General features: G+C 64.4%; 23 protein-coding genes. 18 read left to right on the plus strand and 5 right to left on the minus strand.

Features of this window, described 5'->3' with window-relative positions; genetic code table 11:
• The first annotated feature begins 18 nt into the window (after positions 1-18).
• Positions 19-1,404 (plus strand): cystathionine beta-synthase, encoded by a 1,386-nt coding sequence (locus R3P93_RS00580; protein WP_094670436.1) that lies wholly within the window; start codon positions 19-21, stop codon positions 1,402-1,404.
• Between the two features lie 60 nt (positions 1,405-1,464).
• On the opposite strand, the gene R3P93_RS00585 is transcribed toward R3P93_RS00580, so the two are convergent.
• On the minus strand, positions 1,465-2,637 hold the full coding sequence (locus R3P93_RS00585) for an acyl-CoA dehydrogenase family protein (protein ID WP_094611864.1): 1,173 nt from the start codon (positions 2,635-2,637) through the stop codon (positions 1,465-1,467).
• A gap of 81 nt (positions 2,638-2,718) precedes the next feature.
• On the opposite strand from R3P93_RS00585, the gene R3P93_RS00590 reads away from it, so the two are divergent.
• From R3P93_RS00590 to R3P93_RS00640, 11 genes are all read left to right on the plus strand, one after another.
• A complete protein-coding gene (locus R3P93_RS00590; RefSeq protein WP_032376589.1) occupies positions 2,719-3,891 on the plus strand; it encodes a cystathionine gamma-synthase in 1,173 nt (390 codons plus the stop codon).
• On the plus strand, positions 3,888-4,664 hold the full coding sequence (locus tag R3P93_RS00595) for a glutamate racemase (protein ID WP_317532192.1): 777 nt from the start codon (positions 3,888-3,890) through the stop codon (positions 4,662-4,664). Before R3P93_RS00590 ends, R3P93_RS00595 begins: the two co-directional genes overlap by 4 nt.
• Positions 4,665-4,786: 122 nt before the next feature.
• Positions 4,787-5,971, plus strand: a complete 1,185-nt coding sequence (locus tag R3P93_RS00600; RefSeq protein ID WP_317532193.1) for an MFS transporter — start codon at positions 4,787-4,789, stop codon at positions 5,969-5,971.
• A 197-nt stretch (positions 5,972-6,168) separates the two neighbouring features.
• A complete protein-coding gene (gene mdo / locus R3P93_RS00605; RefSeq protein ID WP_269594342.1) occupies positions 6,169-7,440 on the plus strand; it encodes an NDMA-dependent methanol dehydrogenase in 1,272 nt (423 codons plus the stop codon).
• A gap of 73 nt (positions 7,441-7,513) precedes the next feature.
• Positions 7,514-8,551, plus strand: a complete 1,038-nt coding sequence (locus R3P93_RS00610; protein ID WP_121870487.1) for a MadB family AAA-type ATPase — start codon at positions 7,514-7,516, stop codon at positions 8,549-8,551.
• Positions 8,548-10,065, plus strand: coding sequence for a MadC family VWA domain-containing protein (gene madC / locus R3P93_RS00615; RefSeq protein ID WP_269594343.1), 1,518 nt, complete (start codon positions 8,548-8,550; stop codon positions 10,063-10,065). The genes R3P93_RS00610 and madC overlap by 4 nt, the downstream gene beginning before the upstream one ends.
• A 185-nt stretch (positions 10,066-10,250) precedes the next feature.
• Positions 10,251-11,438, plus strand: a complete 1,188-nt coding sequence (locus R3P93_RS00620; RefSeq protein ID WP_317532465.1) for an iron-containing alcohol dehydrogenase — start codon at positions 10,251-10,253, stop codon at positions 11,436-11,438.
• On the plus strand, positions 11,435-12,790 hold the full coding sequence (locus tag R3P93_RS00625) for a MadS family sensor histidine kinase (protein WP_068051604.1): 1,356 nt from the start codon (positions 11,435-11,437) through the stop codon (positions 12,788-12,790). Before R3P93_RS00620 ends, R3P93_RS00625 begins: the two co-directional genes overlap by 4 nt.
• 23 nt (positions 12,791-12,813) lie before the next feature.
• Positions 12,814-13,467: a MadR family response regulator transcription factor gene (locus tag R3P93_RS00630; protein ID WP_032405004.1), complete on the plus strand. Its 654-nt coding sequence runs from the start codon at positions 12,814-12,816 to the stop codon at positions 13,465-13,467.
• Positions 13,468-13,831: 364 nt separating this feature from the next.
• Positions 13,832-14,632: a helix-turn-helix domain-containing protein gene (locus R3P93_RS00635; RefSeq protein ID WP_269594453.1), complete on the plus strand. Its 801-nt coding sequence runs from the start codon at positions 13,832-13,834 to the stop codon at positions 14,630-14,632.
• A gap of 149 nt (positions 14,633-14,781) precedes the next feature.
• The gene (locus R3P93_RS00640) at positions 14,782-16,047 is read left to right on the plus strand and encodes an acyl-CoA dehydrogenase family protein (RefSeq protein WP_269594344.1); all 1,266 of its coding nucleotides are present in this window, start codon (positions 14,782-14,784) and stop codon (positions 16,045-16,047) included.
• An 81-nt stretch (positions 16,048-16,128) separates the two neighbouring features.
• Here the strand turns inward: R3P93_RS00640 and mftM are convergent, their stop codons facing one another.
• Both mftM and R3P93_RS00650 read right to left on the minus strand, forming a co-directional pair.
• On the minus strand, positions 16,129-16,956 hold the full coding sequence (mftM, locus tag R3P93_RS00645; protein ID WP_269594345.1) for a mycofactocin oligosaccharide methyltransferase MftM: 828 nt from the start codon (positions 16,954-16,956) through the stop codon (positions 16,129-16,131).
• Between the two features lie 312 nt (positions 16,957-17,268).
• Entirely contained in the window at positions 17,269-17,988 is a 720-nt protein-coding gene (locus R3P93_RS00650; protein WP_269594346.1) for a TetR/AcrR family transcriptional regulator, read from the minus strand.
• 49 nt (positions 17,989-18,037) lie between these two features.
• Here R3P93_RS00650 and R3P93_RS00655 point away from each other — a divergent pair, with 49 nt between their 5' ends.
• Positions 18,038-18,679, plus strand: coding sequence for a TetR/AcrR family transcriptional regulator (locus tag R3P93_RS00655; RefSeq protein WP_269594347.1), 642 nt, complete (start codon positions 18,038-18,040; stop codon positions 18,677-18,679).
• A 56-nt stretch (positions 18,680-18,735) separates the two neighbouring features.
• On the opposite strand, the gene mftR is transcribed toward R3P93_RS00655, so the two are convergent.
• A complete protein-coding gene (mftR, locus tag R3P93_RS00660) occupies positions 18,736-19,389 on the minus strand; it encodes a mycofactocin system transcriptional regulator (protein ID WP_269594348.1) in 654 nt (217 codons plus the stop codon).
• 105 nt (positions 19,390-19,494) lie between these two features.
• Between mftR and mftA the strand changes: the two genes are divergently transcribed.
• From mftA to mftD (R3P93_RS00685), 5 genes are read left to right on the plus strand one after another with little or no spacing between them, the layout of a single operon-like run.
• On the plus strand, positions 19,495-19,608 hold the full coding sequence (mftA, locus tag R3P93_RS00665; protein ID WP_094639111.1) for a mycofactocin precursor MftA: 114 nt from the start codon (positions 19,495-19,497) through the stop codon (positions 19,606-19,608).
• A gap of 2 nt (positions 19,609-19,610) precedes the next feature.
• Complete coding sequence (mftB, locus tag R3P93_RS00670; RefSeq protein ID WP_068051521.1) at positions 19,611-19,904, plus strand: mycofactocin biosynthesis chaperone MftB; 294 nt, start codon at positions 19,611-19,613, stop codon at positions 19,902-19,904.
• Positions 19,905-19,938: 34 nt separating this feature from the next.
• On the plus strand, positions 19,939-21,171 hold the full coding sequence (gene mftC / locus R3P93_RS00675) for a mycofactocin radical SAM maturase (RefSeq protein WP_037188381.1): 1,233 nt from the start codon (positions 19,939-19,941) through the stop codon (positions 21,169-21,171).
• Positions 21,171-22,349: a pre-mycofactocin synthase MftD gene (mftD, locus tag R3P93_RS00680; RefSeq protein WP_269594349.1), complete on the plus strand. Its 1,179-nt coding sequence runs from the start codon at positions 21,171-21,173 to the stop codon at positions 22,347-22,349. The genes mftC and mftD (R3P93_RS00680) overlap by 1 nt, the downstream gene beginning before the upstream one ends.
• The gene (gene mftD, locus R3P93_RS00685; RefSeq protein WP_317532466.1) at positions 22,346-23,533 is read left to right on the plus strand and encodes a pre-mycofactocin synthase MftD; all 1,188 of its coding nucleotides are present in this window, start codon (positions 22,346-22,348) and stop codon (positions 23,531-23,533) included. Before mftD (R3P93_RS00680) ends, mftD (R3P93_RS00685) begins: the two co-directional genes overlap by 4 nt.
• 81 nt (positions 23,534-23,614) lie before the next feature.
• Here mftD (R3P93_RS00685) and R3P93_RS00690 read toward each other — a convergent pair whose 3' ends face one another.
• Positions 23,615-23,941, minus strand: coding sequence for a LuxR C-terminal-related transcriptional regulator (locus tag R3P93_RS00690; RefSeq protein ID WP_317532194.1), 327 nt, complete (start codon positions 23,939-23,941; stop codon positions 23,615-23,617).
• Between the last annotated feature and the right edge of the window lie 80 nt (positions 23,942-24,021).

Genomic DNA, 24,021 nt, shown 5'->3' on the forward strand with positions numbered 1-24,021 from the left:
ATCTGGGAAGATGGAGCAATGCGCATCGCACAGCACATCACCGAACTCATCGGCAACACCCCGTTGGTGAAGTTGTCCACCGTCGTCGGCGACGGTGCAGGCACTGTCGCGGCCAAGATCGAGTACCTCAACCCGGGTGGTTCGTCCAAGGATCGCATCGCGGTGAAGATGATCGACGCGGCCGAGGCAGCAGGGGAACTGAAGCCCGGCGGCACCATCGTCGAGCCCACGTCCGGCAACACCGGCGTCGGTCTCGCCCTGGTCGCTCAGCAGCGTGGCTACAAGTGCGTTTTCGTGTGCCCCGACAAGGTCGGCGAGGACAAGCGCAACGTGCTGCGCGCCTACGGAGCCGAGGTGGTCGTCTGCCCCACGGCTGTCGCACCCGAAGACCCCAACAGCTACTACAGCGTCTCCGATCGACTCGTCCGCGAGATCGACGGAGCCTGGAAGCCCAACCAGTACTCCAACCCGGCCGGCCCGGCCAGCCACTACGAGACCACCGGTCCCGAGATCTGGGCCGACACCGACGGCAAGATCACGCACTTCGTCGCAGGCGTCGGTACCGGCGGAACCATCTCCGGCACCGGCAAGTACCTCAAGGAGGTCTCCGGCGGCAAGGTCAAGGTCATCGGCGTCGACCCCGAGGGCTCGGTCTACTCCGGCGGAACCGGGCGTCCGTACCTCGTCGAAGGTGTCGGCGAGGACTTCTGGCCGACCGCCTACGACCCGTCCATCCCGGACGAGATCATCGCCGTCTCCGACAACGACTCGTTCGACATGACTCGGCGTCTCGCTCGCGAGGAGGGCCTGTTGGTCGGCGGTTCGTGCGGCATGGCTGCCGTCGCCGCGATCCAGGTCGCCGAGCGCGAAGGTCCCGACGCCCTCGTCGTCGTACTGCTGCCCGACGGTGGCCGCGGCTACCTGGCCAAGATCTTCAACGACTCGTGGATGTCCTCGTACGGCTTCCTGCGTTCGCGTCTGGACGGCAAGACTCACGAGACCTCCGTGGGCGAGGTGTTGCGCGGAAAGTCCGGCGCATTGCCGGATCTGGTGCACACCCACCCGTCGGAGACCGTCCGCGACGCCATCGAGATCCTGCGCGAGTACGGCGTCTCGCAGATGCCGGTCGTCGGCGCCGAGCCTCCCGTCATGGCAGGCGAAGTCGCGGGCAGCGTCACCGAACGCGACCTTCTCAGTGCCGTGTTCGAGGGTCGCGCCGCGTTGGCAGACCCGGTCGCCAAGCACATGAGCGAGCCGTTCCCACTGATCGGTGCCGGCGAAACCGTCTCCGACGCCACCAAGGCACTCGGCGAGTCCGATGCGCTGATGGTCGTCGAAGAAGGCAAGCCCGTCGGCGTCATCACTCGCCACGACCTGCTCGGATTCCTCAGCAAGGGCGCCTAGGCATGTGAACGGAAGCTCGTAGCCTGCTACGAGTTTCCGTTCACATGCGGCGCAGCCGCTCTACCGCACTGCGCTGGTTCCGGTCAGTGCCTGGCCGATCACGAGTTGGTGGACCTCGGATGTGCCCTCGTAGGTGAGGACGGATTCGAGGTTGTTGGCATGTCGGAGCACCGGGTATTCCAGCGTGATTCCGTTGGCTCCCAATATCGTTCGGCATTCACGAGCAATCTTGATCGCTTCGCGCACGTTGTTGAGCTTGCCGAGTGACACCCGCTCGCCCGGCAGTTCGCCCTTGTCTTTAAGTCGGCCCAGGTGCAGTGCGAGCAGTTGCCCCTTGCCGAGTTCGAGTGCCATGTTGGCGAGCTTGGCCTGGGTGAGCTGGTATCCGGCGAGTGGCTTGTCGAACACCGCGCGAGTCTGCGAGTACTCGATGGCAGATTCGATGCAGTCCCGCGCCGCACCCATAGCGCCGAAGACGATGCCGAAGCGGGCCTCGTTGAGGCAGCTCAACGGTCCGCTCAGACCGCGGGCCTCGGGCAGCATCGCGTCGGCAGGCAGTCGAACGTCGTCGAAGACCAACTCACCGGTGATCGACGCACGCAGCGACAGCTTCTTCTTGACCGTGTTGGCGGTGAATCCCGGTGTGTCGGTCGGCACGACGAATCCGCGAATCTTGTCCTCGGTCTGCGCCCACACGACGGCGACGTCGGCGACGGGACCGTTGGTGATCCACATCTTGCTGCCGTTGAGGATCCAGTCGTCACCGTCGCGCTTGGCCCGGGTGAGCATCCCGCCTGGGTTCGATCCGAAGTCGGCCTCGGTGAGCCCGAAGCAGCCGATCAGCGATCCCTCGGCCATGCCCGGAAGCCACTGCTGCTTCTGCTCCTCGGAGCCGTACTTCCAGATGGCGAACATCGCCAACGAGCCCTGCACCGAGACCAACGATCGGATGCCCGAGTCGATCGCCTCGAGCTCGAGGCAGGCCAGGCCGTACGCCGTCGCCGAGGTTCCGGCGCAGCCGTATCCCTCGAGATGCATGCCCAGCAACCCGAGCGAGCCCAGCTCCTTGGCCAGTTCACGCGCCGGCACCGTGCCCTCGTCGAACCAGTCGGCGATGTGCGGACGGATGCGCTCGTTGCCGAACTTGCGGACGGTGTCCCGGATCTGGCGCTCCTCGTCGTCGAGGAGTGAATCGATCGCGAACAGTTCGTCGACGCTCTGGGAGTTGGCCACGGTGCCTCTTTCCGCTGGGGGTTGTCTTCGCAGGTTACCCACGCCCCCGCCGGGCGACGCAGGCCGATTAGGGTGGAGGGCATGAGTGAGCAGCGCAGCAAGGCAGACAACACCTCCTGGCAGGGCTTTTCCACCAAGGCGGTCCATGCCGGGTACGAGCCCGATCCGCTGACCGGCGCGGTGAACGTGCCGATCTACGCCAGCTCCACCTTCGCTCAGGACGGCGTCGGCGGCATGCGCAGCGGTTTCGAGTACGCGCGCACCGGCAACCCGACGCGTCGGCCGCTCGAAGCCAATCTCGCGGCGATCGAGTCCGGCACCTACGGGCGCGCGTTCTCCTCGGGCATGGCAGCCACGGACTGCCTGCTCCGCTCGGCGCTTCGCCCCGGTGATCACCTCGTCATCCCCAACGACGCCTACGGCGGCACGTACCGGTTGATCGACAAGGTCTTCACCCAGTGGGGCATCGAGTACTCGGTGGCTGCAGTGTCGGACGTCGACGAGGTCCGCGCAGCGATGCGTCCGAACACCAAGCTCGTCTGGGTCGAGACACCTACCAACCCGTTGCTCAACGTCGGTGACATCGAGGCCCTCTCGGGCGTCGCACACGAGGGCGGGGCCAAGCTGGTCGTCGACAACACCTTCGCGTCCCCGTACCTGCAGCAGCCCCTGAGTCTCGGTGCCGACGTGGTGCTGCACTCGACCACCAAGTACATCGGCGGACACTCCGATGTCGTCGGCGGCGCATTGGTGACCGACAGCGAGGAACTGGACACGGCCTTCGCGTTCCTGCAGAACGGCGCGGGTGGCGTTCCCGGACCGTTCGACGCGTTCCTGACCTTGCGCGGCATCAAGACTCTTGCGCTGCGGATGGAGCGACACAGCGACAATGCCGAGAAGATCGTCGAATTCCTCGACGGGCATCCGGCCATCTCGCAGGTCATCTACCCCGGACTCGAATCTCACCCGTCTCATGCTGTCGCCGCGAAGCAGATGCGACGGTTCGGCGGGATGGTCTCCGTTCGTCTGGCCGGTGGCAAGCAGGCTGCGCTGGACTTCTGCGCGAAGACCGAGATCTTCACGCTCGCCGAGTCTCTGGGCGGCGTCGAATCGTTGATCGAGCATCCCGGTGCGATGACCCACGCCTCGACGGCCGGTTCGTTGCTCGAGGTGCCCGACGATCTGGTGCGTCTGTCGGTCGGTATCGAGGACGGCGCCGATCTGGTCGGTGACGTCGAGCAAGCGCTGGCATGATCGTCGCACTGATCGACTCGGGCCTCGGGATGCTCCCGACGGCTGCGCGGCTGCGACAAGCGCGCCCCGAGCTCGATCTGGTGCTGATGATGGACCCCGACAACGCTCCGTGGGGACCCAAACCCGATGGGTGGGTCGTCGATCGAGTGGTCGGCACCGCCCAGCATGCAGTCGAACTCGGTGCCGAGGTGGTCGTGCTTCCCTGCAACACCGCCAGTGTGACGGCGCTGAGTCACGTTCGGGCCGCGCTCGGTGACACGATTCCGGTGGTGGGTACCGTTCCGGCGATCAAACCCGCTGCAGCGGTGAGTGATCGGATAGCGATCTGGGCGACGGCGGCCACGACCGCGAGCGCCTATCAGGGGCGTTTGATCGAGCAGTTCGCCTCGCACCGAACGGTGACGAGTGTGGCGTGCCACGGACTGGCGGATTCGATCGACCGTGGTGACGAGCGGGGGATCGGTGCCGCCATCACCGCGGCCGTGGCCGCGACACCCACGGACGTCGAATCGATCGTGCTGGGTTGCACGCACTACCCACTGGTGTTGGACCGGATCGTTTCGCAGCTGCCGGGCGACGTCACGATGTTCGACAGCGCCGAGGCGGTGGCCAACCAGACGGTGCGACGCGTCGACGAAGTCGGTTCGAGCGGCTCGGGCACCGGCCGTGTCTCGGTGTGGTTGAGCGGAATCGAGGGCGACTTGCCCGCGAGCGCGCAGCGGTACCGCGAAGGAAAACTGCTGCGGGGCGACGCACGAGCCGAGCAACACTGACCGTCGGGGAATGCGGGGCGCTCCCGAGCGTTGTCTTTCACTGAGCTAACGGTTACTGCGGTGAAGGGAAACACATGGTCGGCGTGGGCACTCGGACTCCAGTGGAACGGACGGCGGTGCGCATGCCGCATCGGTACGCGTTCTGGGTCGTCGGCGTCGCCTTTCTGGTTCTGATGGCGTCCGCGTCGGCACCGTCACCGCTGTACCCGGTGTACCAACAGGCCTGGGGATTCAGCGCTCTCACCCTCACGGTCATCTTTGCCGTCTATGCGGTCGCGTTGCTGTCAACGTTGCTCACCGTAGGCAGTCTGTCGGACCACATCGGGCGCAAACCCATTCTGATCGCCTCACTGATTCTCCTTGCGGTCAGCTTGATGCTGTTCATCGTCGCCGACAGCGTCCCGGTACTCCTCGCGGCTCGCGTCGTGCAGGGAACTGCCGCGGGTGCGGCCACCGGTGCGCTGAGCGCAGCCGTCATCGACCTGCAGCCCGACGCGTCCACCGGACCGTTGCTCAACAGTGTCGCGCCCTCTCTCGGTCTGGCAAGCGGCGCGCTCGGGGCCGGATTGCTGGTCCAATTGGCACCTGCGCCCGACATCTTGGTGTTCGCACTGCTGATCGGCGCGGCACTGATCCTCGCGGTGGCATTGCTGTTCGTCCCCGAGACCTCGGCACTGCGTGGCTTCGATTCCCGCCGTCACCTCGCCTCGACCCTGCTGCCGAGGATGTCGATCCCCACGTCGGTGCGGGCACCGTTCCTGCTCATCGCTCCCGCTCTGTTCGCGACCTGGTCGCTCGGCGGGTTTCACCTCTCGCTCGGGCCGTCCATCATCGGCACGGTGTTCGGCGTGGACAACCACATAGTGGGCGGGTTGGAGATTTTCGCGATGTTCGCCTCGGGCGCGGTGGCAGCTGCACTGGTACGCAACGGGTTTCCCCGCACCGTGATGATGATCGGGGCGACGGTGTTGGCGGCGGGTGTCGCGCTCTCCCTGGTGTCGGTGCAGATCGAGTCGATCGTGCTGTACTTCGTCGGGGCTGTCATCGCCGGATCGGGCTGGGGAGCAACGTTCCTCGGTTCGATGCGCACGCTCGGCGCGCTGGTCCCCGCAGCGGAGCGAGGTGGGGTGTTCGCCACGACGTTCGTCATCAGCTACCTCGCGTTCAGCCTGCCCGCCGTGGTCGCCGGGCTGGCCGTGCATCGCCTCGGCCTGAGCACGACGGTGCAAGTGTACGGAGGGTTCGTCATCACGCTGGCGCTGATCTCGGTTCTCGGATTCTCTCTGGCGCAGCGGCGAGATCGATAGTGCACCAAAGCTTGTGAGTTCTCCTCTGCCGAGGGTGAGCGAGTACTCCTACCCGATCGGGTAGTTCGGTCGAGTCGTTGGCAGGGTTCCCGCCTCGAGGTGTTCCCACGCGGTACCGGGCAGGGGAGTGTGGTCATCAGTGAGACGCCGATCACAGAGGAAGGCGTCTTGTACTCACACTCACCGAGGAGACACCGATGGTCATCGAGCTCAATCAGATCTGGGAATTCCCCATCAAGGAGTTTCACCCGCTGCCGCGCGCCAAGCTGGGAGTCGGCGCCCACGACATGATCGGTGTCGAGGCCAAGGAACTCGGATTCAAGCGCTCGCTGCTGGTCACGACCGGTCTGCGCGGATCGGGCATCATCGAGGAACTGATCGGCAAGATCGAGTACCAGGGCGTCGAGGTGGTCCTCTACGACAAGGTCGAGTCCAACCCCAAGGACTACAACGTCATGGACGGTGCCGCGCTGTACCAGAAGGAGAAGTGCGACAGCGTCATCTCCGTCGGTGGTGGCTCGAGCCACGATGCGGCCAAGGGCATCCGCGTCGTCGTCGCCCACGACGGCCGCAACATCAACGAGTTCGAGGGATTCTCCAAGTCCACCAACAAGCAGAACCCGCCGCACATCGCCGTATCGACCACTGCCGGAACGGGTTCGGAGACATCCTGGGCCTACGTCATCACCGACACCTCGGACATGGAGAAGCCGCACAAGTGGCTCGCCTTCGACGAGGCGTCGACACCGACGCTGGCACTGGACGACCCGCTGCTCTACTACACCTGCCCCCAGCAGTGGACGGCGTTCTGCGGCTTCGACGTCCTCGCCCACGGTGCTGAGCCGTACGTGTCGCGGCTGGACTTTGCGCCGTCGCTGGGAAACGCGATCTACTCGATCGGGCTGGTCTCCAAGCATCTTCGTGAAGCTGTGTACGACCCGGGCAACCTGAAGGCTCGCGAGGGCATGATGAACGCCCAGTACATCGCCACACAGGCCTTCAACTCCGGTGGACTCGGCGTCATCCACTCGATCTCGCACGCGATCAGCGCTTTCTACGACAGCGCGCACGGCCTCAACAACGCCATCGCTCTACCGCGCGTGTGGGAGTACAACCTGCCCTCGCGTTACGAGCGCTACGCCGAGATCGCCGTGGCCATGGGCGTGGACACGAAGAACATGACCACCGTTCAGGCTGCCGACGCGGCAGTCGAGGCGGCCATCAGGCTCGCCAAGGACGTCGGAATTCCGGACAACTTCGGATCGATCCGTTCGGCGACGTACGACAAGAACCGGATGAACACCGGCAAGTACGCCGGCAAGGGCGACGTGATCAAGGGCGACGAGAAGTCGGTTCTGAAGATCTCCGAGCACATCCAGGAAGACTGGTGCACCCCGGGCAACCCCCGTGAGGTGACCGTCCAGTCGATGCTCCCCGTCGTCTCGCACGCGATCAACGAGTCTTACTGATGCTTCGCAGTGGTGCGGTTGTGTGCCCCGGGCGGCGCACAACCGCACCACTGCGCCGCCTGAAAGGAAGCACATGACCTCGCTGTCGACAGTGCGTAGCGACGACACCGGCACCGTTCGATTCACCGACGCCGCCGATCTGCAGCGCGCGCTCGGAGAGCAGGACTACATCGCGGACGACGATCTCGCCACCGTGGTGCATCTGGCGACAGCACTCGATCGCCCACTGCTGCTCGAAGGCCCCGCGGGCGTGGGCAAGACCGAGCTGGCCAAGTCCCTGGCCGCGGCGAGCGGACGCAAGCTGGTACGCCTGCAGTGCTACGAGGGTCTCGACGACAATCGGGCCCTCTACGAGTGGGACTACGCCAAGCAACTTCTGCACGTGCAGATGCTCCGCGAGCACATCGGCGCACTCACCCAGCACGTCACCGACATCGACGACGCCTCGAAGATGCTCGCCGCCAGAGACTTCGGCCTCTACTCCGAGCCTTTTCTCGCCGTGCGGCCCCTGTTGGAATCGGTGCTCTCCGAGGAGCCGGTGGTGCTCCTGGTCGACGAGGTCGATCGCACCGAGGAATCGATGGAGGCACTGCTGCTCGAGGTGCTTGCCGAGAAGCAGGTGACGATCCCCGAGGTCGGTACGTTCACCGCGCGCAGTGATCCGTGGGTGATACTGACCTCCAACGACACTCGTGAGCTGTCGTCGGCCCTCAAACGTCGCTGTCTGCATTTCCATCTCGATTATCCGACCGCGGCGCGTGAGCGCGAGATCGTCACTGCTCGTGCCCCCGAGGTGCCCGCGCACATCGTGTCCGAGATCGTGGAGCTGGCAACGGAATTGCGTGAGCTACCGCTCCGCAAGAGCCCGTCGATCTCGGAAGTGATCGATGCGGCTCGTATCGCCTCGGTCCTCGGTCACACCGAAGACACCCGCAAGTACCTGCTCGCGGCCCTGGTGAAGTACTCGTCGGACATGAAGATCGCGCTGGCCGGACCGGTCGCAGAAACACCCTCTGCAGCAACATCACTCGGAACGGTCGTCAACACGACCGCGTCGGCCTTCAGAGGGCACGGTGGACGCGACAAGGGTGGCATCGGAATACGACGATGACCGTGGCACAAACGTTCTCGGCATCGGTGGTGCTCGATGTGCTGGCTGCGGTGTTCGGGCGCACGCTCAGGCACTTCGGAGTAGCTGCGTCGCCGGCAGAGGTCATCGAGGTACGACGCGTCCTCGGACTTCTCGGGGCACGTGACCTGGCGGTGTTGCGCGCGGCCTTGCGTGCGACGTGCGCCAAGTACGACCACGAACAGCACGGTTTCGATCTGGCCTTCGAGTCGATGTTCAGGGCACTCGTCGAGAGCGCCACGGACGAGCATCGTTCGCCACTGGGAGCGCAGGTAGCAGGCGGATTGCCGACGGACCTGGACGTCGGCGCAGACCAGGAAGCGGCCAAATACGCCGAATACAACGAGCGTGCGGTCGAAATCGGTGATCTGCTCGACGCCCCGGAAGCGGACAAGGGCTTCAACCCGCACAAGGACGACGACGACATCAGTCTCTCGTCCGAGGACCACGATCTGTCGATCGACACCGACGGCGACATGGGTCGACGGGGTGTCACCTACACCGTCGACCTGGAGCGGTCCGGGTCGACGGCGGCCGGGGAGTTGGCGTCGAGCACCAGCGGAGCTGTTGCGGGACAGCTGAACTGGGAGGATCCGGCGAGCATCCTGGCGTGGTTCGATGCTTACGATCCGAGTAGCGTCTACGGTGACGGGGGTGATTCCGGTCCACTGAGCGCTGCGATGCTCGACCGCATCACCGATGCCGTCGAGGCTTTCGTCGCGGCGCTGGGGGATGTGACGGGGACGATGTCGTCACCGGTGCCGGTCGACGGCGCGGCGCAGGCGATCGGCCGGCATGCCGAGATCGAGCGCGCGAGTCACGAAGTGCTCAAACACATGCGGGGCACTCCTCGCCCACGACCACGGGAGCATTCACGCGGACCGCTCGACATGCGGCGCACCGTCCGGTCCAGTCTGCGTACCGACGGCATCCCGTTCCGTCTGGTGACGAAAACCCCTGTGCCGGGTAAGGTTCGGTTGCTGGTACTGGCGGATGTGTCGTTGTCGGTCAGGCCCATCACCGCGTTCACCCTGAGGCTTGCGCAAGCCATGCATGCGCGCGCACACCGATGCACGGTGATGGGGTTCGTCGACGCACCGGTCGATGTGACGACCACCTTGCTCGGCAGTACCGGCGACGGTGCACTGGCCGCGGTGCTCGCGGACGCGCGGCTGGACCTCGAAGCGAGCAGCGATTACGGCAGAACCTTCACCGATCTGTTGCAGTCACACCCAGAAGTCCTGGACAAGCGCACCGCGGTCATCATCGTCGGTGACGGCCGGTGCAACGGACGCCCGGCTGGCCTGGAGGCCCTGGACGAGATCCGGTCGAAGGTGCACCGCATCGCGTGGATCACCCCCGAAGCTCGTCGTTACTGGTCGCAGGCAGCGTGCTCGATGGAGGACTACGAGCGAATTTGCGACCGGGTCGTTGTCGCGCGGGATGGCGAACAGTTGACCTCGCAGGCGGCCGAACTGGGCCATGCGCTGTCCTGACCTGACCGATCGTGCCGCCTACCTACCCGATCGGGCAGGTAGGAACCTGGCCCGGTGCTGGTGGGATCGGACCAGCCGTGCTCGTAAGGTTGTAACCTGAATCACAGGTCCGAGAGTTCTGGGATCGATGGACAGCGAGGGTGTGAACGGTGGACCAGGCAGCTACGGCGGACGTCGGCAAGGCGCTGCACGACCTCGATGCGCAGCGCAGCCGAGCCGAGACGCCACGAGTTCTCAAATTCCACGCACCCGAGATCGTGTTCGGTCCGGATTCGCTGGGCGAGGTCGCGCACGCGACATGTCGTCTCGGTGGGGTCCGGCCGATGCTCGTCACGGACTCGGGGTTGATCGAGAGCGGCTGGGCCGGGCAGCTGGTCGACCTACTCGTTGCCCAGGGCCTCGACCCCCAGGTCTGGAGCGCGCTCACGCCCAATCCCAAGGACGTCGAAATCGAGGCCGGGCACGGCTACTACGCAGAGAACGGTTGCGACGTGCTGGTGGCGATCGGCGGTGGGTCGGTCATGGATGCGGCCAAGGGGATCGCCATCCTCGCGGGCAACGGCGGCAGAATCCTCGACTACGAGGGCGTCGATCAGGCCACTCGGCCGATTCCCCCGCTGGTGATGGTGCCCACGACATCGGGCACCGGGGCCGACGTCTCGCAGTTCTGCATCGTCACCGACACGGCGCGCTCGACCAAGATCACCATCCTCGGCCGGGCATTCGTTCCCGATATCACCGTGATCGATCCGATGTTGCTCACAACGATGCCCGAATGGCTCAACGCGGCAACCGGTTTGGACGCTCTGACGCACGGAATCGAGGCATTCGTCTCGCTGGGTCACAACCAGCTCACCGACCACCATGCACTTCGGGCCATCACCATGGTGATGTCGCAGTTGGCGCGCACCATCGACGAGCCCACCGATATGGCCGCGCGTGGTTCGATGGCGCAGGCAAGTCTGGAAGCCGGTCTGGCGTTCACGAATGCGATTCTCGGTGCCACCCATGCCATGAGCCATCAGGTGGGAGGACTCCTCGACCTCCCGCACGGGGTGATCAACGGAGTGCTGCTGCCGCATGTCATTCGTTTCAACGCCGCGGAGGATCCGTTGCCCTACGTTGCCATCGCGACGAGCCTCGGATTGCCGGAAGGCAGAGCCAGGCCGGAGGAAGCCGCAATGGCTGTGGCGGAGCGTGTCGATCGCCTTGCACGTCAGGTCGGCGTTCCCACCGGTCTGGCACAGATCGGTGTCCGCGAGTCCGATCTGGATGTGTTGGCCACCAACGCTTTACATGATGCCTGCATGTCCACCAATCCTCGCTCCGCCACGCACCGCGAGATGGTCGATCTGTTCAGGAGTGCGCTGTGACGTCCGGACCCGACCTGTCGCTGCTGACGGGACTGCGTTCGGGCAAGAACACGTTCTACCCCCAATATCGCGGCGCGGCCGAACGTTTGGAGCGCGTCGTCTATGCGCTGGAGTTGATTTCACGGGCACTGGTTCGGACGGTCGACGGGCCCGAGACGCTGGTGTGCGCGGTCGCGGAAGCAGCTCGTGCCCATCTGAGCGCACGCTGGGTGGTCTTTGCTCTTGCCGATGGCGCTCTGCCGGATGCCGGTCCTCGTCGACTCGTGCTCGGACCGGACGCCACGCCGTTTCTGGTCGACAACGTCGAGGGGCCACCGTTGCCGGACGACGTCGTCGACTGCCTCGAGTCGATTCGACAGTCGACGTGCGGCGACGGGCAGACACCGGTGATCTCCGCTCATCACGCCTTCGTGCCGATCGCGTTCGACGGAGGCGTCGTGGGTGCTTTTGCGGCGTGGACCGGAGAGCAGCGGGTGCTGGACGCCACCGACGCGGCGGTGTTGAGCATTCTGGCCAGTCAAACGGCGGTGGCGCTGCAGAATTCGGCGCTCTTCCAGAGTCGACGGCAATTGCTCGAGCGAACCGAGAGTGCCTACGCCCAGGCGAACCGCACAGCGGCCGATCTCGCAGCCCGCAATGCCGAACTGTTGCTGACACAGCGGCAATTGGGTGCCGCGCACCGGCATCAGGTCCTCGACGACGAACGCCACCGCATCGCTCGCGAATTGCACGACAGCGTCACTCAGGCCGTGTTGTCCGCTGGTATGCAGATCGAAGTGTGTCGCAGCGAGATCTCGGCCGAAGAACGCAGCGACAGATTGGATCTTGCGAAGGATCTGACGCGTCGAGCTGTGGAACAACTGCGGTCGGCGATCTACGCGCTCAATCATCCGCAGGACGCGGATCGAACGTCGCTTCCCGAAATGCTCGAACAGCTTTCCGTGGTCCACATGCCCGACGAGTTGCAGGTCTCGTTGCGTGTGGAGGGAACCCCCGTCGAGCTGAGCAGCGAGTGTGAGCATGCATTGCTCCGTATCGCCGGCGAAGCATTGTTCAACACAGCGGTGCACGCGCACGCGTCGCGGGCGATTCTTCGGTTGACCTATTCGCTCGATCAGGTGCAGTTGTCGATCGCCGACGACGGCGACGGCGATCCGGCCCACCTGCGAATGATGCTGCACCTGGCCGAGTCCACCGATGTCGACGGCCGTCACCGCGGATTGGCGAACATGGCGGCCCGCACCCGTGAACACGGCGGGGTCTTCGAGATTCGCCGCGCCCGAACCGGGGGTGTGCGTGTGGCAGTGCGCATTCCCTTCCAGGAAAGATCCGAGAAGGGCGAAACACAGTGAGCGTTCCGACGGTTCGCACGGGCATGGGGCAGGTGGCGGCACCTACTGTCCGCATCGTCCTGGTCGACGATCATGCAATTCTGCGCGACGGGCTGCGTTCGGTGCTCGAGCGCGAGTCGGATCTGACGATCGTGGGGGAGGCGTCGACGCGGGAGGAGGGATTGGCCGTCGTCGCGCGGGTCGAGCCCGATATCGTGCTGATGGATCTCAAGCTCTCGGCCAGTTCGGATTACGAGGGCCTTGCCTTGTGCGCACAATTGGCCAAGGCGCACAACGGAATCGGATTACTGGTGCTCACAACTTTCCTCGACGACCGACTCGTGGTGGAGGCGGTGCACGCCGGTGCGCGCGGATACGTCGTCAAGGACGTCGATACCACCGAACTGGTGCGGGCGATACGTGCTGTCTCGCGAGGCGAGAGTGCCTTCGATTCGCGCAGTGCCTCGGCTGTCGTGCGATCACTCAACGGCACCCCGAGCAGCATCGAGCGGCTGACCGAGCGCGAACTCGAAGTACTCCGGCTGCTCGCGACGGGCCTGTCCAACAACATGATCGGGACCCGACTGTTCATCTCGGCGACGACAGTGAAATTTCACGTCAGCAACATCATGCGCAAGCTCGCAGTGTCTCGGCGAGCCGAGGCCGTGTACGCGGCGAGTAAGCAGGGGTTGATCTGAGCCACGCCCAAACATCCGAAGGTGCGGGGAAGCTCTCCGCGCCTAGCCCGCCGGTGTGAGAAGAGTGCACACATTTCGTAACGCAAATGCCTCGGATGGCTTACGCCCAGGGCTTACCGTGTGTGCACTCGAACCTAGCGCGGAGTGCATCATGACGTCGTATTGGACAACCCGGGGACTCGGCCCGGCCGATCAGATGAGCTATTGGGCCGATGTTCTCTGCCAGGCATTCACGCCGCTGGCACCGTGGCGATCCCGGGACCACGTCGAACACAGTTCGTCACGTTCAGGACTCCCCGGATGGGTGCGCTCCGCGGCGATCGGAGGTGGCAACGCAGCGGAGATCGCTTCCTGCACACAGTGAATCGATCACGGAAAACGCGAGGTAGCCCGCGCGGACGAGGATGTCGTCTTCGTCAATCTGCAACTGGACGGGCACTGTACGACCACTCAGGACGGGCGGCAGTGCACGGTCTCCCGAGGTGAGTTCGCCATCGTCGACTCGACTCGCCCGTACCGGCTGGAGTTCGTCGAGCCCGGCAACGACGAACTGTGGCGAGTGCTGTCCTTCCGACTGCCGCGCCCTCTGCTGGCAGATGTGGTCGGCCCGTCGGCAGCGACGACTGCGCGGCGTTTCGCAAGCTCGTCGGGTTCTGCTCGGCTGCTCAGCTCGTTGATGGTGGAGACCTGGCGGACCGATTCCTCGCTGCAGACCGCCGAGCGGCAGATGATCGGAGCGGCCCATGTCGATCTGCTGCGTGCCGTACTGGGAGGGACACAACGGCGCACCGGATGCTCGTTGGAGACCGACGAAGCACTTCGGGTCTCCGTCGTTCGGTACATCGACTCCAGGCTTGCATTCGGCCGAGTTCCCGCCACCGATGCGGCCCGCCATGTCGGGGTATCTGTACGCACGCTCCATGCCCTCTTCGAGAGGACGGGAACCACGTTCGGTGCCGTGGTCCGTGAGCATCGCGTCGAAGCGTGTCGGCGTGAGCTTGCCGATTCTCGGGACAATCGATCGATCGGAACGATAGCGGCAGCCTGGGGATTCTCGGATTCCGCCCATCTGGCCAAGACCTTTCGATCACGCTTCGGATGCAGTCCGGTCGAATACCGCGCGTTGGTGCAGACAGGGGAAGTGCCGCAGTCGGCGCAGGGGTGAACTGTTTGTTCGACAATGCAGAACGGTACCGATGACGGCGCAGTCCGGTACAAGACCGGGATGCGTCGGGCCGTGAAACATGGTGGGTAGGGCAGCGTCGCCCGATTCCGTTCTTCACCCCCACCAGGACAGACATCGAGGAGTCTCACATGACCCTGAGTTTCGAGCTCAGCCCCGAGCAGATGGCAGTGCGCATGCAGGCGCGGCAAGTGGCAGACGACATTCTGAGCGAAGTAGCGCCCGCTATTTCCTCCATACCGCGCCCCGAGGATCGCTTCTACGCGCTGCAGCCGGTCTACAAGCAGCTGGCCGGTCTCGGCTTCGTGAAGGGACTGGTTCCCGACCAATACGGCGGCGCGTACTTCGACAATCTCACCTTCGCGCTCGCAGCCGAGGAACTCGCTCGGGTCGACATCAACGCTCCGACTGCGTTGCTGGGCACGGGATTGGGACTCAACCCGATCATCAATTTCGGTACCGAGGAGCAGAAGAACCGGTGGCTCCCGTTGTTCTGCGACGGCGAACCCCGATTGGCTGCGATCGCCTACACAGAGGTGACCGGCGGGGCCAATTACGACTCGGAGGACCCGACCGTCGGAATTCGGACCTTCGCGCGTCGCGAGGGCGACGAGTGGGTCATCAACGGTGCCAAGCACTACACCACCAATGCCTCGGGCTGGGACGGTCAGGGTGCCGACCTGATCAGTGTGGTCTGCCGTACCGATCCTGCACTGCCGCCGTTGGAGTCGCTCGCCGTCATCGTCGTGGAGAAGGGAACGCCCGGGGTCGAGATCACCGACATGATCGACACCATCGGACATCGCGCCACCAATTCGCCGCGGGTGGAATTTCGCGACGTGCGGGTGCCGGTCGGCAACATCGTCGGCAAGCCGGGCGACGGGTTGGACATCGTCGCCACCGCGTTCTCCTGGACCTGCTCGTCCATCGCTGCCGCGTGCGTGGGCAGGATGCGAGCTGCATTCGACTACTCTTTGCACTTCGCCAAGACCGACCACCGCTCCGGTCCGGTACCCGTCATCGAGTATCAGAACGCCGGCTACATGTTGGTGGACATCAAGACTCGCATCGAGGCGGTGCGCTACTTCGCGTGGAAGGCCGCCGACCATTTCGACCGCACCGGCGGACGGGATCGGGAATTGGCCAACGAAGCAAAGATCTTCGCATCCGAGACGGCCGTGCAGGTCGTGTACGACGCCATGCGTCTCGTCGGCGTCGATGCGTACACGAACCTGACACCGATCGCCGCGATCATGGAGGACGTCCTGTGTTTCCCGGTCTACGACGGCGGCAACATGGGGGTCCGACGGCGTAACGTCCACAATCTGCTCAAGGCAGACGGATTCGACTCACTCGGTGCAGCGGAGAATCGACTGTCGGTACCCGAGTACGCCTAGGTCGACGGACGCAGTGGTGTCAGGATCCATTGCGATCCTGACACCACGTCGGTATTGCGATGTGGTACTCCCAGCGGCCTGTCAGACCAGTTGGGGGGTCGAGGTCTTGTCGATCACGAGCCACCCACCGTGGTGCTCGAAGGTCCGAAATGCGCGGCCCGACGACCGACCGAGCTCGACCAGTGATGCCTCGTCGAATGTGCGGACGTGTCCGTGGCAGGCGGTGGTCTCGGTCTCGAAGGGCACGGCGACAACGACACGGGTGCGCGCGATGCGTAGCGCTTCTTCCACTATGCGGGAGCCGGTCTCGGCGTCGACGTGCTCGAGGAGATGCAGTGCAGTCACCGTGTCGGCACTGCCGTCGGCAACGGGAACATTCGCGGCGTCGCACACCACGGTGTCGAGCGTGACCCCGAGGTGTGGGGCCACGGTGGCGAGCAACCGCATGGTTCCGGCCGACAGGTCCGTCGCAGTCACCGAGTGGCCTTCCATCGCCAGCCGCAGTGGAAAGAAGCCGAAACACGAACCCAGGTCGAGCACCGACCCGACGATCAGGTTCTCCGCCCGTTCGTGGACAGGCGCGAAATCGGCGGTGCCCGAGAGCAGCTCGTCCAACGAATTGCGGTAATAGGTGGCCCATGCGTCGACCGGATCGGCGACCGTGGTGCGGACGATCCCGACCAACACCAACTCGAACTCGCGCTGCGAAAGACCTACATGGCGGGCGTGTGCGGTGACCATCGGAACCAGGCGCTCACCGATACCCGCAGACGTCAGGCCGTGGCAGACCTGCACGGTCGACCCTGTTCGGGCCGCGTCGAATTCCAGTCCGGGGAGGTGCCGAACCACCACGTTCTCGTGAGCCCAGACTCCATCCGGGCTCGGTGCGAGTGCATCCAACTCGGTCATCGAAAGCCATTCTGTTCGTCGGACTCTCGGCGAAGCCATCCCTTCGCACACCGTAGAGCGTTCCACACGACGGTGTGCGAACGGTCCGATCCAGAGCAGATCGGGCCGTTCGGAGGACGTGGACCCCACGCGCCGGACGGGCCACTGCCTACCCGGAAGGTCAGTTCGTGTCGACTCCCGAAACTCGGCGAACGCGTCACGATCCAAGGAGTGTCCACGAAAAAGACGCGATACGCATGAGGGAGGTCCACTCCGAGTTTCGACTGTTGTTTCGGTCGAGTTACTCGACGGTGGTGGACGTCCGTCGGAGCTTCAGCGACCCTCGATCATTTTCGCGCACACATCTGTGGTGGCCGACCGAAGACGCGCCACCGCGATGTGGGACAAGGGCCCGCCCTCGATCCGTAAGGGCTGGATGGCGATGGTCGTGGCGATCATCGTGCGTGCTCGCAGCGACCGAGCGGCGTGATGCGCCGCGGCCGACCGCTTGTCCGCCGGTGTCTCCGAGTCGGGGAAGTAGTCGAAGGCGCGGCGTACGTGCCTGTCCTCGTACTCTTTGGTCAGCAGGCGCGTCCCAGGGGTGGCACCGCCGGCCACCTGAAGAAACAGCATCCGGGCCGCATCGGGGTGTTCTGCCGTCCAGTCCCAGACGGCGTCGACGGCCTCCTTGAACGCGGCGGAATCGGCCTCGGTGTCGTCCGGTCGAACTGCCTGGGCTGCGGCGGTACTGGCATCCATCGCGTATCCGAGCGCGGTATCGAACAGCTCTTCCTTGCCGGCGAAATGGTAGTAGACCGCCGTCGGAACCATGCCCGCTGCTTCGGCGATCTCTTGAATGGACGTTTCCGCAAAACCTTTGCGGGAGAAGACACGCACCGCCGCCTGGACGATGAGGTGGCGGCGAGAGGGCCGGTGGGCAGATCCCTTGGGGGGCTGGGCATCGGGCTCGGACGCAATCGGAGCATCGACTGCAGCTCCGAGCGCGGAACTCTCGTCGACTTCGGACGTCGAGCTGCTGGTTCGTCGCGGCACAGCGTCCTCCTCGCCACCTGGGTCAGTGCATGGTGCCATGATCTCCGTCATGGCAGCAAAGGCAGTGAAGCCGAAATCGACGGTGACGCCCCCGGCGGACAAGGGGGCCAAGCGTGCGGCGCATCGGCCCTCGCGGCGCGAAGTAGTGGTCGAGGCCGCCATGCATCTGTATTCGGTCAGGTCCATCGAGGACGTCACCGTGGCCGATATCGCCGCGGAGGCTCAGATGACGTCGGCGGCCGTGTATTACCACTACCCGTCGAAGGACGAGGTTCTGCTCGCGGGTTTACGTTTGTTCGCGGATGGTCTCCTCGACGAACTTCGGGCAGAGATCGCGGCCGATCCGGACGCTGCTCTGGGTGACATCATTTCTTCGTTGCTCGAGTGGACGGATCAGCACCGTGCTGCCGCATTGGTGTACTTCACCCGATCGCCCGGTTGGAGTCTGTCCATCGAAACCCTGCGAAGAGAAGTGCGTTCGGTGATGTTGGCGCTGTTCTCGGCCGAACTGCGCACTCGAAGCGGTATCGCGTCCAAAGCGAAGCAGGGTGCCGCAGCTGTTGCGTTGACTACCCTGCTCGAAGTGGCAGCCTCGTCATGGCTCACCGAGGATGCGGTTCTGGCCGGTCTCGGCCGACGTCGGTTCTCCGAGGAAGTTCGGGAGCTGGCGGCCGACATCTCGAGCGTCTGACGAGGGGTCTCGCGGCACCGATTTCACGAAGTATCTTTGGAGTTTTTTCCCAGTGCTCACTCGATGCGCTCTCCGTCCAGTCGGCTCTCGGCAGTGCCGCCGGACGCTCGAAGCGGACCGACACCGGTGAAGAGAACCGACGCTCCTGCCGTCAGAAGCTCGGGAAGGCTGTTGTTCTCGTCGATCAGCCAATGCTCGTACGCCGAGATCGCCACCCCCAAGAGCATCCATCCGACGGTGCGCGGAAGATGGTCGCCGGGGTCGGAGTTCGTCCGAGCTGCCACGTATTCGGCGATGACCTGACGCCAGCCCTCGTACATCACCATCGAGTAGCTCTGCAGTGCTGGATTTCCCAGGATGAGTGCCATGCGCTGACGGTGAACGGCTGCTTCTTCCTCGGGGAATGTGTTGAACTGCAACAGGGCCGAGTGCAATCCGTCCGCGAGTCCGACGTTGCCGGGCAGGTCGTTCAGATGCGTCCTCAATGCCGTGAGTTGAGCGTCGAAATCGCCCCAGGGAACTGCGTTCTTGGACGGGAAGTAGCGAAAGAACGTGCGTCGAGCGATGCCCGCGGCATCGGCTATGTCGTCGACGCTGGTCTCCTCGAATCCCTTGGCGGCGAACAGTTCGATTCCGAGATCGCTCAGCTCGCCCCGCGTTGTGGACGGGCGCCTACCTGGCTGACTGGACGGTTTTGCGCTCCTGACCATTTTCTTCTTTCCATTCTCTGGTTTTCTGCACTCAGTGTCATTATGTTGGTGACCCAAGCCACTGTCGACTCCGATTGTGGTCCGAACAACCTCAGGAGGTTTCCGATGTCGAAGAACAACGAGAACGCTGTAGTCGATACGGCAGTCGTCGAATCCGATCTGGTCGAAGAGTCGTTGGTCGAGGAAGTATCCATCGACGGCATGTGCGGCGTGTACTGATCATGACCACTGCGGTGCGCGAGGACCTCGACGAGTTGGACCTGGATGTGCGGTGGATTCTGCATCCGCAGGTGGCGTTGCGGCCGGAGTCGTTCGGGGCGCTGCTCTACCACTTCGGAACTCGCAAGCTCTCGTTCCTGAAGAACCGCACGATCGTGGCGATCATCGAATCGCTGCCCGACCACCCGGATATGCGGTCGGCGATTGCGGCTGCGGGCATCACCGAGTCGCAGTCGGCGCCGTATGTGACGGCACTCGCGACGCTGGCCCGCTCGAACATGATCACTCGCCCGTAAAGCCCTGACCTATCGCAGAAGAGGACTTCCGCCCATGACCTCCACCCTCGAAAGACCAGCTCCGGTAGGAAAACTGGTCGATCAATTCGAACTCGGACTCGACGCCCCCATCTGTCTGACGTGGGAGTTGACCTACGCCTGCAACCTTTCCTGCGTGCACTGCCTGTCCTCGTCGGGTCGCCGTGACCCGCGCGAACTCAGTACCGAGCAGTGCAAGTCGATCATCGACGAGCTGCAGAAGATGCAGGTGTTCTACGTCAACATCGGTGGCGGTGAGCCGACGGTGCGGTCGGACTTCTGGGAGCTCGTCGACTATGCGACTGCGCATCAGGTGGGGGTGAAGTTCTCCACCAACGGGGTCAAGATCGACAAGAAGGTCGCGGCGCGTTTGGCTGCGTCGGATTACGTGGATGTGCAGATCTCCATCGACGGCGCTACGGCAGAGGTCAACGATGCGGTCCGCGGGCCGGGCTCGTTCGACATGGCCTGCCGGGCGTTGGAGAATCTGAAGGAGGCGGGCTTCCGGGACGCGAAGATCTCGGTGGTCGTCACCCGGCACAACGTTTCTCAGCTCGACGACTTCAAGGCCTTGGCCGACAAATACGCTGCGACACTACGCATCACGCGGCTTCGACCGTCGGGACGTGGCGCGGATGTCTGGGACGATCTGCATCCGACTGCGGGGCAGCAGCGAGAGCTCTACAACTGGCTCGTCGCGAACGGTGAGGGGGTGTTGACCGGTGATTCGTTCTTCCATCTGTCGGCATTCGGTGATGCTCTGCCCGGACTCAACCTGTGTGGTGCCGGGCGCGTGGTGTGTCTGATCGACCCGATCGGCGACGTGTACGCATGCCCCTTCGCCATCCACGAGAACTTCCTCGCCGGCAACATCGTGCGAGACGCCAAAGACGGCATGGGCGGGTTCCAATCCGTCTGGCAGACTTCCGAATTGTTCCAGGAGTTGAGGTCTCCGCAGACTTCGGGAGCATGCACCAAGTGTGCTCATTTCGATGCGTGCCGCGGTGGCTGCATGGCGGCGAAATTCTTCACTGGCCTGCCCATGGACGGTCCGGATCCCGAATGCGTCATCGGTAACGGCGAAATGGCGTTGGCGGCGGCGGGGGAGATCCCCAAGTCCAGCGTCGACCATTCCCGTACCGGGCAGCGCAAGACCCCACGAAAGTCGGTGCCGCTGACGCTGATGATGCGTCCCCCGGCGAAGATCTGCGACGAGAACCCGCTCGCAGGAATGGAACAGGAACACTGATGGCCAAGAGTGCGTGGTTCGAAACCGTTGCCGAAGCGCAGCGGCGAGCGAAGAAACGTCTACCGAAGTCCGTGTACGCCGCACTCGTGGCGGGGTCCGAACGCGGGTTGACGATCGACGACAACATGGCAGCATTCGGCGAACTGGGGTTCGCCCCGCACGTTGCCGGACTGTCCGACAAGCGGGACCTGTCGACGACGGTGATGGGGCAACCCCTGTCGTTCCCGGTGATGATCTCCCCGACGGGTGTCCAGGCGGTTCATCCCGACGGGGAGGTTGCTGTTGCGAGAGCTGCTGCAGCGCGGGGTATTCCGATCGGATTGTCCTCGTTCGCCAGCAAGTCCGTCGAGGAGGTCGCTGCGGCGAATCCGCAGACGTTCTTCCAGATGTACTGGGTGGGCTCGCGTGAGATCTTGCTGCAGCGGATGGAGCGGGCGCGCGCCGCGGGAGCCGTCGGATTGATCATGACCCTGGACTGGTCGTTCTCGAACGGCCGCGATTGGGGCAGCCCGTCGATTCCGGAGAAGATGGACCTCAAGGCAATGGTGCAGTTCGCCCCCGAGGGCATCATGCGACCGAAGTGGTTGTGGGAGTTCGCCAAGACCGGCAAGATTCCCGACCTGACGACCCCGAACCTGACGCCACCCACCGGCGGTCCTGCGCCGACGTTCTTCGGTGCGTACGGGGAATGGATGGGCACCCCGTTGCCGACGTGGGAGGACGTGGCGTGGCTGCGTGAGCAGTGGGGTGGGCCGTTCATGCTCAAGGGAGTGATGCGGGTCGATGACGCCAAACGAGCCGTCGACGCGGGCGTGACTGCTATTTCCGTCTCCAATCACGGCGGCAACAATCTCGACGGCACCCCGGCACCGATCCGGGCGTTGCCTGCGATCGCCGAAGCCGTCGGCGATCAGATCGAGATCACCCTCGACGGCGGAATCCGACGCGGCAGCGACGTGGTGAAGGCGCTGGCACTCGGTGCGCGTGCGGTGCTCATCGGGCGGGCGTACCTGTGGGGTCTGTCGGCCGGCGGTCAGGCCGGGGTGGAGAACGTGCTCGACATTCTGCGCGGCGGAGTCGATTCCGCCGTCCTCGGACTCGGACACACCTCGGTACACGATCTCTCGCCGTCGGATGTGGTGATGCCGCCCGGGTTCGACCGGAAGCTCGGCGTCTGAGCACCAGCGTGTGGTTCGAGACCGTTGCAGAAGCGCAGCGGCGAGCCCGGAAACGTCTACCGCCGTCGGTGTACTCGGCGCTGGTAGCAGGGTCCGAACAGGGGCTGACCAGTCGCGACAACACCGCCGCGTTCGCCGAACTCGGGTTCGCCCCACACGTGGCAGGGCTGTCGGACACCCGTGAGTTGTCGACAACACTGATGGGACAGTCTCTTTCGTTTCCCGTGATGATCTCCCCGACGGGTGTGCAGGCGGTACACCCGGACGGTGAGGTCGCCGTCGCCAGAGCTGCAGCGGCGCGGGGTATTTCGATGGGGTTGTCGCTGTTCGCGAGCAAACCGATCGAAGAGGTCGTGGCCGCGAACCCACGGACGTTCTTTCAGCTGCACTGGGCCGGTTCACGAGAGTTGTTGCTGCACATGATTCATCGTGGACGTGATGCCGGCGCGGTCGGGCTGATTCTGACGATGGACTGGTCGTTCTCGGAGGGCCGTGACTGGGGTAGCCCGGTGATTCCCGAACGCCTCGATCCGAGGGCGATGATCCGGTTCGCACCGGAAGCGCTGTGTCGGCCACGGTGGCTGACGCAGTGGGCGCGGTCGGGCGCGTTCCCTGATCTGACTGCCCCGAACCTCGCGCCGCCCGGTGGGCCTGCGCCGACGTTCTTCGCTGCGTACAGGGAGTGGAAATCCACCCCGCTGCCCACGTGGGACGACATCGCGTGGTTGCGCGAGCAGTGGGACGGGCCGTTCATGCTCAAGGGCATCTCGCGGGTCGACGACGCACTGCGGGCCGTGGACGCAGGCGTGACCGCAGTTTCGGTGTCCAATCACGGTGGCAACAATCTCGACGGTTCCCCGGCATCGATCAGGGTGCTTCCGTCCATCGCCGAGGCCGTGGGTGCTCAGGTCGAGATCACCCTCGACGGTGGTGTGCGTCGAGGAAGTGACGTCGCGAAGGCACTCGCGCTCGGTGCGCGGGCAGTGCTGATCGGACGCGCATACCTGTGGGGTCTGGCGGCGAACGGTCAGGCCGGAGTGGAGAACGTCCTCGACATCCTGCGCGGCGGCCTGGACTCCGCCGTACTCGGTCTCGGTCGCACGTCGGTCCACGAACTGTCACCGTCGGATCTCCTCGTGCCGCCTGACTTCACGCCGTCGAATCAGCTCCCCGGTCTGGGATAACCGACGCCGATCGGAGGCCGGGATCCAGAACCGAGGGGCCGATTCGACGTGGACGGCCGCCACAGGGAGAAGGATCGACAGTCACCATTCGGACAGGTGAGTGTGGCCGTCCTGTAATGCGCGAGCGAACAGGGCGGCCTTCGTCGGCGCGCTGCGTCCCACCGCCGCGTATTTCTGCCGGATGCGGGTGATGTGGGTGTTGATCGTGCCCACCGAGATGTAGACGGACCGAGCTGCGACCGTTTTCGAGTCGGAGGCGAACCAGGCGAGCATGACCTCGATCTCGCGGGCGCTCAACGCAGGCTTGCGGTGGCGAGCTTCGAGCGGTGTCGGGACTGCACCGGGTCCCCGCTGTGCCGGCCTTCGGAACGGGTGATGCACTGCCGATGCCAGCGTTCGTTCGAGCACGAAAATTTCCCCCCTGGAGTGTCCTTCTGCCCCGACCACACCGTCCATCGTCGACTGGACTTCGTCGCGGATCCAGCTGA

Origin of the sequence: Rhodococcus cerastii, assembly GCF_033042195.1 — a bacterium.
Lineage (GTDB): Bacteria > Actinomycetota > Actinomycetes > Mycobacteriales > Mycobacteriaceae > Rhodococcoides.

Excerpts from the sequence above, each read along its gene's own strand:
- mftB (WP_068051521.1), top strand. The coding sequence starts at position 19,611 with ATGACCACTGCGGTGCGCGAGGACCTCGACGAGTTGGACCTGGATGTG.
- R3P93_RS00610 (WP_121870487.1), top strand. The coding sequence starts at position 7,514 with ATGACCTCGCTGTCGACAGTGCGTAGCGACGACACCGGCACCGTTCGA.
- R3P93_RS00580 (WP_094670436.1), top strand. The coding sequence starts at position 19 with ATGCGCATCGCACAGCACATCACCGAACTCATCGGCAACACCCCGTTG.
- mftD (WP_269594349.1), top strand. The coding sequence starts at position 21,171 with ATGGCCAAGAGTGCGTGGTTCGAAACCGTTGCCGAAGCGCAGCGGCGA.
- R3P93_RS00630 (WP_032405004.1), top strand. The coding sequence starts at position 12,814 with ATGGGGCAGGTGGCGGCACCTACTGTCCGCATCGTCCTGGTCGACGAT.
- R3P93_RS00600 (WP_317532193.1), top strand. The coding sequence starts at position 4,787 with ATGCCGCATCGGTACGCGTTCTGGGTCGTCGGCGTCGCCTTTCTGGTT.
- R3P93_RS00640 (WP_269594344.1), top strand. The coding sequence starts at position 14,782 with ATGACCCTGAGTTTCGAGCTCAGCCCCGAGCAGATGGCAGTGCGCATG.
- mftM (WP_269594345.1), bottom strand. The coding sequence starts at position 16,956 with ATGACCGAGTTGGATGCACTCGCACCGAGCCCGGATGGAGTCTGGGCT.
- R3P93_RS00590 (WP_032376589.1), top strand. The coding sequence starts at position 2,719 with ATGAGTGAGCAGCGCAGCAAGGCAGACAACACCTCCTGGCAGGGCTTT.
- madC (WP_269594343.1), top strand. The coding sequence starts at position 8,548 with ATGACCGTGGCACAAACGTTCTCGGCATCGGTGGTGCTCGATGTGCTG.
- mdo (WP_269594342.1), top strand. The coding sequence starts at position 6,169 with ATGGTCATCGAGCTCAATCAGATCTGGGAATTCCCCATCAAGGAGTTT.
- mftA (WP_094639111.1), top strand. The coding sequence starts at position 19,495 with ATGTCGAAGAACAACGAGAACGCTGTAGTCGATACGGCAGTCGTCGAA.
- mftR (WP_269594348.1), bottom strand. The coding sequence starts at position 19,389 with ATGGTCAGGAGCGCAAAACCGTCCAGTCAGCCAGGTAGGCGCCCGTCC.
- mftC (WP_037188381.1), top strand. The coding sequence starts at position 19,939 with ATGACCTCCACCCTCGAAAGACCAGCTCCGGTAGGAAAACTGGTCGAT.
- R3P93_RS00655 (WP_269594347.1), top strand. The coding sequence starts at position 18,038 with ATGGCAGCAAAGGCAGTGAAGCCGAAATCGACGGTGACGCCCCCGGCG.
- R3P93_RS00595 (WP_317532192.1), top strand. The coding sequence starts at position 3,888 with ATGATCGTCGCACTGATCGACTCGGGCCTCGGGATGCTCCCGACGGCT.